Origin of the sequence: Xylanimonas oleitrophica (assembly GCF_003244315.1) — a bacterium.
Lineage (GTDB): Bacteria > Actinomycetota > Actinomycetes > Actinomycetales > Cellulomonadaceae > Xylanimonas_A > Xylanimonas_A oleitrophica.
On the sequence record NZ_QKWH01000004.1, the window covers coordinates 212,768 to 226,053 of the forward strand.

Genomic DNA, 13,286 nt, shown 5'->3' on the forward strand with positions numbered 1-13,286 from the left:
ATTGCGGCGAGTCGCCCGCCCACAACGACGACCGGAGGGTGTCAGCCTGCGGTGGCGAGGCGGGCGAACGTCTCCTTCAGCGCGGGATAGAGGCCTCGGTAGGCCTCGAAGACGGCGCCGTACCGGGCGGTGGCCGCGGGTTCGGGGACGACGTCGTGGCCCGTTGCGACGAAGGGCCAGGCGTCGCGGGCCCCGGCCGGGGCGTCGCCTGGCCGCCCGGGCGCGTCGCCGGAGCCTGCCAGGTGCTCGTGCGCCTGGATCGCCGCTCCGGCGGCGCTGACCTCGCCGTCGGAGCACACCCGCACGGTCCGCCCGGTGACGTCCGCGACGATCTGCGCCCACAGCGCGGAGCGGGCGCCGCCGCCGACGGCGCGGATCTCGCGCACGGGTGACCCGGTGGCCTTCTCGAGGGCCTCGAGCTGGAGCCGCAGCTCCAGGGCGACGCCTTCCAGCACGGCCCGGTACAGGTGGGCGGGGGTGTGCCGCCCGTGCCAGCCGACGACGGCGCCGCGCGCGAGGGCGTCCCAGTGCGGGGTCTGCGCGGCGTTCCAGTAGGGCAGGGCGAGCAGCCCCTCCGCGCCGGGCGGCACCTGGGCGGCCTCGGCCTCCATGGTGGTGACGTCCGAGCCCGCGAACCGGGCGGTCCAGGAGGCGACGTAGGCAGCGGCGTTGAGCACGGTCTCGAGCACGTAGGTGCCGGGCCGCACCCCCGCGAGCGTACGGAACGCGGGGCTCGTGATGTACACGTCGGAGGAGACGCCGCACACCATCGACGTGCCCAGGTTCAGGTAGGCGACGCCCGGCTCCTCGACGCCGAGCGCCAGGCCCGCCGACTGACCGTCCCCGATGCCCGCCACCAGCGGCACCGGACCCGGCAGCCCGAGGTCCGAGGCGACGTCGGGCAGCAGCTCGCCGATCACCTCGCCCCCGGCCACGAGCCCCGGGAGCTGCTCGGGCCGGAGCCCCACAGCCTCGACCAGCTCGGGCGACCAGTCGAGGCGCGCCAGGTCGAACAGGCCGAGCGTGTCCGCCGAGGCGTGGCTCGTGGCCAGGTGCCCGGTCAGGCGCAGCGCGAGGTATGCCTGGACGTCGGCCACGTGCGCCGCCGCGTGAACCACCTGCGGCTCGTGCTCGGCCAGCCACGCGATCTTGTAGACGGCGGGCGTGGTGTCCGGCGGCTTGCCCGAGACGTCGTGCACGGACCGCCCGCCGCTCAGCGGGCGCGCGCCGAGGGTGGCGATCTGCTCGTGGGCGCGCGAGTCCACCCACAGCACGGCGGGGCGCAGCGGCTTCCCCTCGCCGTCCAGCAGCACGAACGACTCGCGCTGGTGCGTGATCGCCAGGGCTCCGACCCGGCTGCGCTCGGCGGGCGCGAGATCCTCCACCGCGGCGTGGACAGCAGCGACCGTGGCCTCGAACCAGGCGTCGGCGTCCTGCTCGTGGAACCCGGGCTGCGGGTTCTGCGTCGTCAGCGGCTGCGAGGCGGCCGCCACCACCTGCCCGGCGGTGTCGACCACCACGGCCTTGGCCGCCGTCGTCGAGCAGTCCACCGCCACCACCCACGAGGTGCCGGAACCGGCGCGCGCACCGTGCGCGGGCCCCGGCACGCCGGGGGCGGTCACGGGGCGATCACGACCTTGAGACCCTCGCGTCGGTTCGCGACCTCGAACGCCTCCGCGGCGTCGTCGAGGGAGAACGTGTGCGACACGATCGAGGCCACGTCCACCCGCCCGTTCGCGACCAGGGAGATCGCTCGCGGGTAGACCTCCTTCATCCGCCGGGCCATGCGGAACGTCAGGCCCTTGCGCCGGGCGGGCGCGGCCGGGAACGTGGTGCTGTCGTCCTCCGGGATGCCGGCGAGCACCACGGTGGCACCCGGACGGGCCGCCTCGATCGACAGCGCCACGGCCTCGTCGGTGCCCGCGCACTCGATCACGCGGTGCGCGCCGAGCGGTGCGACGGCGGCGGCCATCGCCTCCTCGTAGTCCTCCTGGGTCGGGTCGAGCACGACGTCGGCCCACCGTGCGGCGGCCTCCCGGCGGTGCGCCATCGGCTCCACCGCCACCACCGTGGTCGCACCGGCTGCCCGCGCGACCTGCAGCGCGCACAGGCCGATCGGGCCGCAGCCCACCACGACGACGGTCTCGCCCGTGCGCGGGTGGGCCAGGTCCACGGAGTGGATCGCGACGCCGAGCGGTTCCAGCATGGCGGTGTCCGCAGGGCTGAGGCTGTCGGGGACGGGGTGCAGCCGGTCCGCCGGCCAGGCCACGTACTCGCGCAGGGCGCCGTCCGTGCTGCCGTGCCCGGCGAACCGCACCTGGGGGCACAGGTTGCCGTGCCCCTCGACGCACATCTCGCAGTGCCCGCACGGGATCGCCGGGTCCACCGCCACGTGCACGCCCTCGTCCGGGCCGGAGGCGATGACGCCCGCGAACTCGTGCCCCAGCACGAGCGGGTCGCTCAGCCCGGCGTCCCCGATGCCGCCCTCGGCGAACCAGTGCAGGTCGCTCCCGCACAGCCCGACGGCGGTGACGCGCACCAGCACCTCGCCGGGGCCGGGGGTGGGCGGCGGCTCCTCGGCCACGCGCAGGTCCGAGACGGCGTGCAACCGGGCTACCTTCATGCTCGCCACCCTAGCCAGGCGGTGCGGCCAGGGCCCGCCCGGCGAGCGCGTCGACCACGACGCGCGTCGCCTCGGCCACCAGCGCCGGGTCCGCCTCGCCGTCCGGCGTGCGGCGGTTCGAGTACACCGCCAGGACCAGGGGTGCCGCGTCCGGGCGCTCGACGACGGCGATGTCGTTGCGCGTGCCATGACCACCGGCGCCGCTCTTGTCGCCCACCACCCATCCGTCCGGCACTCCCGCCCGGATCAGCGCGTCACCGGTGGTGCTGTCCCGGAGGGCGTCCCGCAGGGCTGCGCGCGCCTCGGGGCGCAGCGCGTCGCCGAGCGCCGTCTCCCGCAGGGCGGCGGCCATCGCCGCGGGGGTGGCCGTGTCCTGCGTGCTGCCCGGGGCCCAGTCGTTGAGGTCAGGTTCCGCGCGGTCCACGGAGACGGGCACCGTCGCCGTCCCGTCCGGGGAGAGGAGCTCGTGGAGGGCCGCCTCGAGCGACTGGGGCCCGCCCAGCCGGTCGAGCAGCAGGTTGGCCGCGGTGTTGTCGCTCACGGTGATCGACGCCCGGACCAGCTCCAGCACGGTCATGCCCTCGTCCACGTGCAGCTCGGTGACGGGGGAGTAGGTGACGAGGTCTTCCGCCCCGTACCGCACCACCTCGTCCCAGCCGTCGGGGCCGGTGCGGTCCAGGACGAGGCCGCCCGCGAGCGCCTTCATCGTCGAGGCGAACGCGAACCGTTCGTCGGCGCGGTGCTCGATCACCGTGCCGTCGCCGGTGTCCAGGGCGTGCACGCCGAGCCGTGCGTCGAAGCGTTCTTCGAGCGCGGCGAAGGCCTCGGCGGTGGCGGCGCTGAGGTCGTCCCGCCGAGCCAGGGTCTCCTGGGCGCTCTGGGCGCTCTGGGCGCTATGGGCGGTCCGGTCCGCCGTGGCGACGGCACCGGCGCTGGCGGTGCCCGCGGGCTGCGGGCCCGCGCAGGCGGTGAGGGACGTGGCGGTGAGGGACGTGGCGGTGAGGACGGCGACGGCGAGCGCCCGGCGTCGGGCGCCGGCCGGGGCCCGGAGCCGAGGGCTGGTGGGGGGCGGCGGTGGGACCGGCATGGCCCCAGCGTGCACGCGGCGGGTGTGCTGGGCCACCTGCGGGCGGTCAGTCGAGGAGGCTGCCCGAGGTCCCGCCGGGGGTCACGGCCAGGCACAGGCTGGCGCGGTCGCCCGCCTCCCAGCCGGCCTCGGACGGGGTGACGACGACGAACTCGAGGCCGGCGGGCGGTTCCGATCCGAGCATCTGCGGGCCGCACACGGCCGCCGCGCGGGCGGCGAGCGCCTCGGTGCCGGGCCAGACGGCGGCGGGGACGGCGTCGCGCCGGCCCACGACCTGCGCCTGGTGCTCCTCGGTGCAGGGCACCACACGGACGAGGCCGAGGGGGTCGCTGCCCTCGGGCAGCTCGTCGATGCAGGAGCCCAGCACGAGCTGGACGGCGTGGGCGCGCACCGGGGTGTCCGGTGCGGAGGCGACGGGCGCCCAGGCGCGGTCGCGCAGGTGGCCGGCGCCGAGCACGGTACCGGTGACGAGGAGAGCGAGGGCCAGGACGCCGCCGACCACGAGGAGGACCCGACGGCGGGCGGTGCGTCGTCGGGCTGCCTCGACGGCCGGGTCGTGCGGGGGTGGGAGCGTGCCGGTCCAGGCGGGGGTGGTGCCGGGAGCGCCGACGCCGTGGGCGAAGGCGCTGCCGGGGCCCGCCCCGCCGGGGGCCGTGCCGCCGTCGGGCCGCACGGGCGGCAGCTCGACGTGCGCGAGGTCGGGGACCGCGCCGGTGGGCGTGGGCGCGGCGAAGACCGGCCCCTCCGGCTCCTGCGGCGTGCTCATGCGGTCAACCTATCCGCCGGGAGAGGCGTGGGGGGCGGCGCTCAGTCGGCCAGGTCGAGGATGACGGGCACGTGGTCGCTGGCGCCCTTGCCCTTGCGCTCGTCCCGGTCGATGGTCACGGCGCCCACGCGGGCGGCGAGGGCGGGGGAGGCCCAGGTGAAGTCGATGCGCATGCCCTTGTTCTTGGGGAACGCGAGCTGCTTGTAGTCCCAGTAGGTGTAGGTGTGCTCGGCGGGCAGGTGCTCGCGGCTGACCTCGCGGTAGCCGGCACCCGCGAACGCCGCGAAGGCCTCGCGCTCGGCGGGCGTGACGTGGGTGGAGCCCTCGAACACGGAGACGTCCCAGACGTCGGTGTCCAGGGGGGCCACGTTCCAGTCGCCCACGAGCGCCACCTGGGCGGCGGGGTCGTGGGCGAGCCAGCCGGCGGCCTGCGCGCGCAGCGCCTCGAGCCAGGCGAGCTTGTACGTGTAGTGGGGGTCGTCGACGGCGCGCCCGTTGGGCACGTACAGCGACCACACGCGCACGCCGCCGCAGGTGGCGCCGAGGGCGCGGGCCTCGTGCACCGGGTCGGGGGCGTCGCCGGGCAGCTCGCCGTCGCCGGTGGTGGCGGGCTTGGCGAACCCGGGCTGGCCGGGGAACGCGGGGGCGACGTCCTCGATGCCGACGCGGGAGATCACGGCGACGCCGTTCCACTGCGAGAAGCCGACGTGCGCCACCTCGTAGCCGGCGGCCTCGAACGCGAGGTACGGGAACTGGTCGTCGCGGCACTTGGTCTCCTGGATCGCCAGGACGTCGGTGCCCGAGCGTTCGAGGAAGGCGACCACGCGGTCGACGCGGGCACGGATCGAGTTCACGTTCCAGGTGGCGATGCGCACGGCGGCCACCCTAAGCGGGCCCATCACGGTGATACCGCGTCTCAACTTTGTTGAGACGGCGGCCCAGCGGCCGCCGGAAAGCCGAGAACCCTGGCCGATCCGGGGAAGACGCCGTCTCGGTGTGCTGTTGCACCTGGCACCCGGGGCGCTCTACCGTCTGCGGGCAACCCGGCCGGGTGATACTGAGTCCCACCACGGTCGGCCGGGCACCCCGCCCAGCACGGCCGCCCTCCCCGGGGCGCCGACCCGAAGGAGCCTCATGGCACGCCCCCACACGCGCGGCAGCGCTGCCGCCCGCCTCACGCCGAGGGCGGCGCTCGTCGCCGCCGCGACGGCGCTCACGCTCGCCGCGTGCACCGCCGGCTCGACGTCGCCCGACCCGTCGGCAGGCCCCGGCGAGGCACGCACCGACGCCACCGTCGTCGTCGGCGCGGAGCCGGTGAACCTCGACTTCACCACCACCGCCGGTGCCGCCATCCCGCAGCTCCTGCTCAACAACGTCTACGAGACCCTGGTCAAGGTGGACCAGGACGGCGAGATCGTGCCGCTCCTCGCCGAGAGCTGGACCGTCAGCGACGACCGCACGGTCTACGACTTCACCCTGCGCCAGGGCGTCACCTTCTCCGACGGGTCGGACCTGACGGCCGAGGACGTCGCCGCCTCGTTCGACCGGGTCAAGACGGACTGGCTGCACGCCACCAAGGCCAAGATGGACGTGGTCGCCAGCACCGAGGCCCTCGCCCCGGACCACGTGCGGGTCACCCTCTCCCGCCCGTCGAACGCGTGGCTGTTCGACATCGCCACGGCCGTGGGCGCCGTCTTCCCGGAGGAGCTCGGCTTCGACCTGCGCACCACCGCCGTCGGCAGCGGGCCCTACGAGGTCACCGACGTCGTCCAGGGAGACCACATCACCCTCACCGGCCGCGACGACTACTGGGGCGGCGCCCCGGAGCTCGACACCGTCACCGTGCGCTACATGACCGACACCACCGCCGCGACCAACGCGCTGCGCGCGGGCGACGTCGACATGCTGTACGGCTCGGCCTCGGCGGACCAGGTGGTCCAGCTCGAGGCGGGCGGCCAGTTCCAGGTGCTCGAGGGCACCTCCACCGGTGACGTGCTGCTCAGCCTCAACAACCGGGCGGCCCCGTTCGACGACGTGCGGGTGCGCCAGGCGATCTCGTACGCGATCGACCGCCAGGCCGTCATGGACACCGCCTCGGCGGGGTACGGCACGCTCGTGGGTGCGATGGTCACCCCGCAGGACCCGTACTACGAGGACCTCACCGACGTGTACCCGTACGACCCGGATCGGGCACGCGAGCTGCTGGCCGAGGCCGGGGCCACGGACCTGCACGTCACGTTCGACGTGCCGAACCTCGGCTACGCGACCACGGCGGCCGAGGTGATCGTCTCCCAGCTCGCCGACGTGGGCGTCACGGCCACGATCGTCACCGACGAGTTCCCCGCCGTGTGGCTGGACAAGGTCTACACGCGCCACGACTACCAGATGTCGGTCATCCAGCACTCCGAGGCCCGCGACCTGCTGACCGTGTTCAGCCCGGACTACTACCTGGGCTACGACGACGCCGAGGTGCGCGCCCTCGCCGAGCAGGCCGACGCCGGCACGCCGGAGGAGTACGTGGCCGGGATGCGCCAGGTGGTGCGCCGGATCGTCGACGACGCCGCGGGCGTGGTCCTGTACCTGGCGCCCACGCTCGTGGTGGCCGACCAGGGGCTGGCCGGCATCAAGGCGAACGCCGTCACCGAGTCGATGGACCTGACGGACCTCCACTGGCAGTGACCCCGACGCTGTGGGCGGGAGACACGCCGCAACCGCAGAACGGTTGCGGCGTGTCTCCCGCCCACAGCGGAGGATGAGCGGATGGGAGCGAGCACGTGACGCGACACCTGCTGGGCCTGGTGGCCCAGCTGCTCGCGACCCTCGTCGTGGCCACCGTCCTGATCTTCCTCGTGCTGCGCGTGCTGCCCGGTGACGCGGCCGTCGTCGCCCTGGGCCTCAACGCCACCCCGGAGGCGCTCGCGCAGTGGCGCGCCCTGCACGGCACCGACCGCCCGCTGCTGGTCCAGTACGGCGAGTGGGTGGGCGGGATGCTCCGCGGCGACCTGGGCACGTCGTTCGTCACCGGGCGCGAGCTGACCCCGCTGGTGGCCGACCGCCTCCAGGTGACCCTGATCCTCGTCGGCCTGGGCATGCTGCTGGCCCTGCTCGCGGCAGTCCCGCTCGGCACCCTCGCCGCCGTCAAGCACCGCTCCCCCTGGGGCACCGTCATCGCCGGCGCCTCCCAGGTGGGCGTCGCGATCCCCAACTTCCTGGTGGGGGTGCTGCTCGTCTCGTACTTCGCGGTGCGGCTCGGCTGGCTGCCCGCCGGAGGGTGGACGCCCCCCGCCGTCGACCCCGCACAGTTCTGGCGGCACGTCATCCTGCCCGTCGTCGCGCTCGGCACCGTCCAGGCCGCGATCGTCACCCGGTACGTGCGCTCGGCCGTGCTCGAGGTGATGCGCGAGGACTTCCTGCGCACCGCCCGTGCCGCCGGCCACACCCGCGGCAGCGCGCTGGTACGCCACGGCCTGCGCAACGCCGGCGTGCCGGTGGTCACCGTGGTGGGTGTGCAGCTCGCTGCGATGCTCGTCGGCGCGGTGGTGGTGGAGCGCGTGTTCGTGGTGCCCGGCCTGGGCTCGCTGCTCGTGGACTCCGTGGCCCAGCGGGACCTGCAGGCCGTGCAGTCCATCGTGGCCGTGCTGGTGCTCGTGGTGGTGGTCGTGAACTTCCTGGTCGACTTCCTGTACACGGTGCTCGACCCACGGCTGCGGGTGGCGGCCCGATGAGCGCGCTCGGCCCCGGACCCGACGGCGTGGTGCTGCCCGACGCCGCCACGGCCGCGCCGCGCCGCAGCCCCGGCGTGCACGCCCAACTCGTGGTGGGTGCGCTGCTCGTGCTGGTGGTGGTGGCGCTCGCGCTCGTCTCTCTCGTGTGGACCCCGTACGACCCGGTGCGGGCCGTGCCCGCCGACCGGCTCCAGGGCCCCAGCGGCACCCACTGGCTCGGCACCGACAGGTTCGGGCGCGACGTGCTCAGCCAGCTCATGGTGGGTGCCCGCATCACCCTCTACGTGGGGGTGGTCGCCGTGGGCATCGGTGCCGTCGTCGGCGTGCCGCTCGGCGTGCTCGCCGGCATGCGCGGCGGCTGGCCCGGAACCCTGCTCATGCGCGGCTCGGACGTGCTGCTCGCCTTCCCGGGCCTGCTGCTCGCCATCGTGTTCGGCGCCGCGTTCGGCACGGGCACGACGACGGCGATGGTGGCGCTCGGCATCGGCGCGATCCCCGCGTTCGCCCGCGTGGCCCGCTCGGGCACCCTCCAGGTGATGCGCACCGACTACGTGCTCGCCGCCCGCGCCGCCAACCGGCCCGCCTGGGCGATCGCCGTCCGGCACGTGCTGCCCAACATCGCCGGCCTCGTGGTGGTGCAGTGCTCGGTCAACTACGCCCTGGCCGTGCTCGCCGAGGCCGGCCTGTCCTTCCTCGGGCTCGGCACCGCCCCGCCCACGCCCTCGTGGGGCCGCATGCTGCAGGAGTCGCAGCAGTTCCTCGGCACCCACGACCACCTCGCCGTCGCCCCCGGCGTGGCCGTGGCCGTGGCCGTGCTGGGCTTCAACCTGCTGGGCGACGGGCTGCGCGACGTGCTCGACCCCCGGCTCAAGGGGGTCCGATGAGCACGCCCACCGGTCCGGTGGGTCCCGCCGTGCCCGGCCGCCCCGCCGCCTCGGACGGCACAGGGCACGCCCCGGCGCTCGCCGTGGACGGCCTCACCGTCCGCGCCGGCGACCGCACGCTCGTCGACGACGTCAGCCTCACCGTCGGCGCGGGCGAGCGCGTGGGCCTCATCGGAGAGTCCGGCAGCGGCAAGTCCATGACGGCGCTCGCGGTGATGGGCCTGCTGCCCGACGGCGTCACGGCCACGGGGGCGGTGGACGTGGCCGGCGAGCGCGACCTGCTCGCCCGGGGCGAGCGCCGTCTGGCCCCGCTGCGCGGGTCGCTGATGTCGATGGTGTTCCAGGAGCCGATGACGGCCCTGGACCCGTTGGTGCGCGTGGGCGCCCAGGTGGCCGAGGTGGTGCGGCTGCACGACGGCGGCTGCTCCCGGCAGCGGGCTGCCGAGCGGGCGGTGGCGCTGCTCGGCGAGGTGGGGCTGCCTGATCCGGAGCACGCCGCGCGGGCGTACCCGCACCAGCTCTCGGGCGGGCAGCGGCAGCGGGTGCTGGTCGCGATGGCGATGGCCAACGACCCGGCGCTGCTGGTGGCCGACGAGCCCACCACGGCGCTGGACGTCACCGTGCAGGCGCAGGTGCTGGACCTCATGGGCGAGCTCGTGGCCCGGCGCGGCACCGGGCTGCTGTTCATCACGCACGACCTGGCGGTGGTGTCGCGGGTGTGCGAGCGGGTGCTGGTGATGAAGGACGGCGCGGTGGTGGAGGCCGGGCCGGTGGCGGAGGTGTTCGCCGCCCCGCGGCACCCGTACACGCGGGGTCTGCTGGCGGCGTCGGACCTCACGGCCACGGACGAGCGGGGGCGCCTGTTCACGGTGGAGACGGCGGACGGGTACCGGCCGGGCGGGGCGGCGCGCCTGCGCGGGGCGGACGTCTCCCTGCGGCAGGTCGAGCCTCCGGGCGGCCCCGCCGGGCCGGGCACGGACGACGCGCTCATCCGGCTGCACCAGGTGACCAAGCGGTACGTGCGCTCCCGGGGCAGCGTGCTCCACGCGGTGACGGGCGGCCGGGCCGGGCAGCGCGCGCGCACGGTGGACGCCCTGTGCGGCGTCTCGTTCGCCGTCGCGCCGGGGGAGCGGTTCGGGCTCGTGGGCGAGTCCGGCTCGGGCAAGACGACGGCGCTGCGCCTGCTGGCTGGGCTGGACACCCCGACCTCAGGGACCGTGGAGGTCGCGGGCGTGCGTCTCGCGGGCCCTGGGCCGGACGGTTGGCCCGGCGGCGGTCCGGCCGGGCGCGCGGGCCGCGTGCAGACGGCCGGGCCGCGCGACCTGGCGCGCGTGCGGGCCGACCTCCAGATGGTGTTCCAGGACCCGATGGGCTCCCTGGACCCGCGCATGAGCGTGGGCGAGATCGTGGCCGAGCCGCTGCTCAACCCGGCCAACCGGCGCGGGCTGGAGGAGGCGGCCACGGCCGAGGGGCGCCGGGAGCTGGTGCGCGAGGTGCTGGCCGCCGTGGGGCTGCCTGTCGACGCCGGCCGGCGCTACCCGCACCAGCTCTCGGGCGGCCAGCGCCAGCGCGTCTCGATCGCCCGGGCGCTGGTGTGCCGGCCGCGCGTGCTGGTGGCCGACGAGCCGGTTAGCGCGCTCGACGTGTCCGTGCGCGCGCAGGTGCTCAACCTGCTCTCGGACCTGGCGGACGAGCGCGGCCTGACCCTCGTGCTGGTGTCCCACGACCTGGGCGTGGTGCGGCACCTGTGCGATCGGGTGGCCGTGATGCGGGCCGGCGAGATCGTGGAGCAGGGGTCGACCGAGGAGCTGTGGGAGGCGCCGCAGCACGACTACACGCGGCGTCTCCAGGCTGCGACGCCCACCCTGGCGCGTACGGCTCGCTGAACCGGCCGGACGCGCTGCGCGTGGTCCCGGTCAGGCGGGCCGGTACCGGTTCTCCGGCCGCCCGGTGCCGCCGTACCGGGGTGCGACGCGAGCCCGGCCGGTGGTCACGAGGTGCTCGAGGTAGCGGCGCGCGCTGACACGGGACATGCCGACGGCGGCGGCGACCTCCGACGCCGAGAGCCCCAGGCCGTGACGCCCGGCTTCTGCGCCGCCCCGCCCGGCGGCTGCGCCCTCCCGCCCGGTACCTGTGCCGGCCCCGGCTGCCTCGCGCAGCGCCTGCTCGACGAGCTCGAGGCTGCGTGCCGAGAGACCCTTGGGCGTGGGCTGGGCGGCACGGGCGAGCAGCCGGTCCACCTGCTCCTGGTCCAGCGCGGGCGCCTCCCCGGCCCGCCGCAGCGCTTCGCGGGCGGCCCAGGTCGCGTCGAGCCGGTCGCGCAGGGCGGCCGCGGTGAAGGGCTTGACGAGGTAGTGGACGACGCCGCCGGCCATGGCGCGCCGCACGGCGTCGGCCTCGCGGGCTGCGGTGGTGGCGAGCACGTCGAGGGGCGGGCCGGGCAGGGTGCGCAGCCGGGTGAGCACGTCCAGCCCGTCGCCGTCGGGCAGGTGGACGTCGAGGAGGACGACGTCGGGGCGCAGCGTCGCGGCCAGGCGCAGCGCCTCCGTGCCGGTGACGGCGGAGCCGACGACGACGAACCGCGGGTGGGTGGCGACGTAGCCGCGGTGCAGCTCGGCGACGACGGGGTCGTCCTCGACGACGAGCACGCGCAGGCGCCGGCCGGGCAGGTCGGTGGTGGGTGCGGGTCGCAGGGGCAGGGTGGTCACGGGTGTCCCCCTCCGGTGCGGACGGGCTGCGCAGCGCCGGGCGCGGCCGGCACGACGACGGGGGCGGTCGGGGCGGCGAGCGCGGCGCCGGGGAGCGTGACGGCGACGCGGGCACCGCCGAGCGGGGAGGTGGAGACGCGGACGCCGCCGCCGTGCCGTTCGGCCGCGCGGCGCACGAGAGCGAGCCCGACGCCGCGCGAGCCGCGCTCCGGTGTGGGCTGCTTGGTGCTGAACCCGTCCTCGAGCACCGCACGTCGGGAGGCGCGCGGGATGCCGGGGCCGTCGTCGTCGACCACCACGCGCAGGGTCCCGGCGCGTCCGTCGGTGCGGGCGGGCTCGCCGCCGTCGTCGACCAGCAGGTGGACGTGCCCGCCGGGGCCCACGGCCTCGGCGGCGTTGTCGACAAGGTTGCCGAGCACGGTCAGCAGGTCCTCGTGGCGGGCGGCGCCCTGCGGCCCGGGCGGGGCGACGCGGGAGCCGGCGTCCACCTCGAACCCGATGTCGTGCTCGGCGGCGATGCGGGCCTTGACGCGCAGGAGTGCGACCACCTCGGGGGCGCGGACCGCCTCGGGCACGGGTGGGGCGGCGCCGGGCTCGGCGTGGGCGGCGCGCTCGATGAACCGGACGGCGTCGTCGGTGCGTCCGAGCTCGAGCAGGCCGGAGATGACGTGGAGCTTGTTGGCGAACTCGTGCGACTGGGCACGCAGGGCGGCGGTGAGGCCGCGGGCGCCGTCGAGGTCGTGCATGAGGGCGCGCACCTGGGCGGGCTCGAGGCGGAAGAACCGTTGCCGCACGAGGTGGGCCACCCAGGCGGCGCAGAGCACCCCGACGACGGTGGCGCCGGCGAGGGCGAGGAAGAGCTGGGCCAGGCCGGACATCCAGTCCCTGCGCAGCTCGGACTCGAGGATGCCGACGCTGGCGACGCCGACGACGGCTGCGGGGGAGGCGTCGTCGGCGGTGGGGCCGTAGACGGGCACCTTGACGCGCCAGGACTCGCCGAGGGTGCCCGTCTGGGTGCCGGTCCACACCTGCCCGGCCAGGGCGGGGGAGGGGTCGGTCGAGACGCGCTCGCCGATGCGGTCGGGGTCGGGGTGGGAGTAGCGCGTGCCGTCGGGGCCCGCGACGACGACGTAGGTGACGTCGGAGGCGCGGCGGATGAGCTCGGCGATCGGCTGGATGGTGGCGGCGGGGTCGGCGTCGTCGAACGCCTCGACGACGGCGGGCAGGCCGGCCACGGACTGGGCGACGCCGGTCATGCGGTCGAGGTAGGCCTCGCGGAGCTGGTGCTCCTGGATGGTGGACGCGACGACGCCGGTGGTGCACACGAGCACGAGCACGATGGCGACCTGCAGCAGCAGGAGCTGCACACGGAGCGACATTGCCCGGACCATGCGCTCAGTGTGACCCATGGCACAGCGGATCGTGGTGCACGGCCGACCGAAACGACCACAACGTTCCTTACGACCACAAGGGGACGCCGCACGGCGCACCGT

11 protein-coding genes are annotated in these 13,286 nt (G+C 75.6%); 4 read left to right on the forward strand and 7 right to left on the reverse strand.

Features of this window, described 5'->3' with window-relative positions:
• Positions 1 to 41 precede the first annotated feature (41 nt).
• Genes DNL40_RS08200 through DNL40_RS08220 form a run of 5 tightly spaced genes read right to left on the reverse strand, consistent with a single transcriptional unit; the run spans position 42 to position 5,351 of the window.
• On the reverse strand, positions 42 to 1,622 hold the full coding sequence (locus DNL40_RS08200) for a xylulokinase (protein WP_111250754.1): 1,581 nt from the start codon (positions 1,620 to 1,622) through the stop codon (positions 42 to 44).
• Positions 1,619 to 2,623, reverse strand: coding sequence for a zinc-dependent alcohol dehydrogenase (locus DNL40_RS08205; RefSeq protein WP_111250755.1), 1,005 nt, complete (start codon positions 2,621 to 2,623; stop codon positions 1,619 to 1,621). Before DNL40_RS08205 ends, DNL40_RS08200 begins: the two co-directional genes overlap by 4 nt.
• A 10-nt stretch (positions 2,624 to 2,633) precedes the next feature.
• Positions 2,634 to 3,710, reverse strand: coding sequence for a class A beta-lactamase (bla, locus tag DNL40_RS08210; RefSeq protein WP_111250756.1), 1,077 nt, complete (start codon positions 3,708 to 3,710; stop codon positions 2,634 to 2,636).
• A 46-nt stretch (positions 3,711 to 3,756) separates the two neighbouring features.
• The gene (locus tag DNL40_RS08215; RefSeq protein ID WP_111250757.1) at positions 3,757 to 4,476 is read right to left on the reverse strand and encodes a septum formation family protein; all 720 of its coding nucleotides are present in this window, start codon (positions 4,474 to 4,476) and stop codon (positions 3,757 to 3,759) included.
• Positions 4,477 to 4,517: 41 nt separating this feature from the next.
• Complete coding sequence (locus tag DNL40_RS08220) at positions 4,518 to 5,351, reverse strand: exodeoxyribonuclease III (RefSeq protein WP_111250854.1); 834 nt, start codon at positions 5,349 to 5,351, stop codon at positions 4,518 to 4,520.
• 259 nt (positions 5,352 to 5,610) lie between these two features.
• Here DNL40_RS08220 and DNL40_RS08225 point away from each other — a divergent pair, with 259 nt between their 5' ends.
• The 4 genes from DNL40_RS08225 to DNL40_RS08240 all read left to right on the forward strand — a co-directional run bounded on the left by DNL40_RS08225 (position 5,611) and on the right by DNL40_RS08240 (position 10,971).
• Positions 5,611 to 7,155, forward strand: coding sequence for an ABC transporter substrate-binding protein (locus DNL40_RS08225; protein WP_111250758.1), 1,545 nt, complete (start codon positions 5,611 to 5,613; stop codon positions 7,153 to 7,155).
• Positions 7,156 to 7,250: 95 nt separating this feature from the next.
• Positions 7,251 to 8,201, forward strand: coding sequence for an ABC transporter permease (locus DNL40_RS08230; RefSeq protein ID WP_111250759.1), 951 nt, complete (start codon positions 7,251 to 7,253; stop codon positions 8,199 to 8,201).
• Positions 8,198 to 9,085 (forward strand): ABC transporter permease, encoded by an 888-nt coding sequence (locus tag DNL40_RS08235; protein ID WP_111250760.1) that lies wholly within the window; start codon positions 8,198 to 8,200, stop codon positions 9,083 to 9,085. Before DNL40_RS08230 ends, DNL40_RS08235 begins: the two co-directional genes overlap by 4 nt.
• On the forward strand, positions 9,082 to 10,971 hold the full coding sequence (locus DNL40_RS08240; RefSeq protein ID WP_111250761.1) for a dipeptide ABC transporter ATP-binding protein: 1,890 nt from the start codon (positions 9,082 to 9,084) through the stop codon (positions 10,969 to 10,971). The genes DNL40_RS08235 and DNL40_RS08240 overlap by 4 nt, the downstream gene beginning before the upstream one ends.
• 30 nt (positions 10,972 to 11,001) lie before the next feature.
• Here the strand turns inward: DNL40_RS08240 and DNL40_RS08245 are convergent, their stop codons facing one another.
• Entirely contained in the window at positions 11,002 to 11,793 is a 792-nt protein-coding gene (locus DNL40_RS08245; protein WP_281268443.1) for a response regulator, read from the reverse strand.
• Positions 11,790 to 13,172 (reverse strand): sensor histidine kinase, encoded by a 1,383-nt coding sequence (locus DNL40_RS08250; protein WP_245885763.1) that lies wholly within the window; start codon positions 13,170 to 13,172, stop codon positions 11,790 to 11,792. Before DNL40_RS08250 ends, DNL40_RS08245 begins: the two co-directional genes overlap by 4 nt.
• Between the last annotated feature and the right edge of the window lie 114 nt (positions 13,173 to 13,286).

Bases quoted from the DNA above. Each gene is read 5' to 3' on its own strand.
- DNL40_RS08240 (WP_111250761.1), top strand. From the start codon at position 9,082: ATGAGCACGCCCACCGGTCCGGTGGGTCCCGCCGTGCCCGGCCGCCCC.
- DNL40_RS08225 (WP_111250758.1), top strand. From the start codon at position 5,611: ATGGCACGCCCCCACACGCGCGGCAGCGCTGCCGCCCGCCTCACGCCG.
- bla (WP_111250756.1), bottom strand. From the start codon at position 3,710: ATGCCGGTCCCACCGCCGCCCCCCACCAGCCCTCGGCTCCGGGCCCCG.
- DNL40_RS08215 (WP_111250757.1), bottom strand. From the start codon at position 4,476: ATGAGCACGCCGCAGGAGCCGGAGGGGCCGGTCTTCGCCGCGCCCACG.
- DNL40_RS08205 (WP_111250755.1), bottom strand. From the start codon at position 2,623: ATGAAGGTAGCCCGGTTGCACGCCGTCTCGGACCTGCGCGTGGCCGAG.
- DNL40_RS08235 (WP_111250760.1), top strand. From the start codon at position 8,198: ATGAGCGCGCTCGGCCCCGGACCCGACGGCGTGGTGCTGCCCGACGCC.
- DNL40_RS08250 (WP_245885763.1), bottom strand. From the start codon at position 13,172: ATGTCGCTCCGTGTGCAGCTCCTGCTGCTGCAGGTCGCCATCGTGCTC.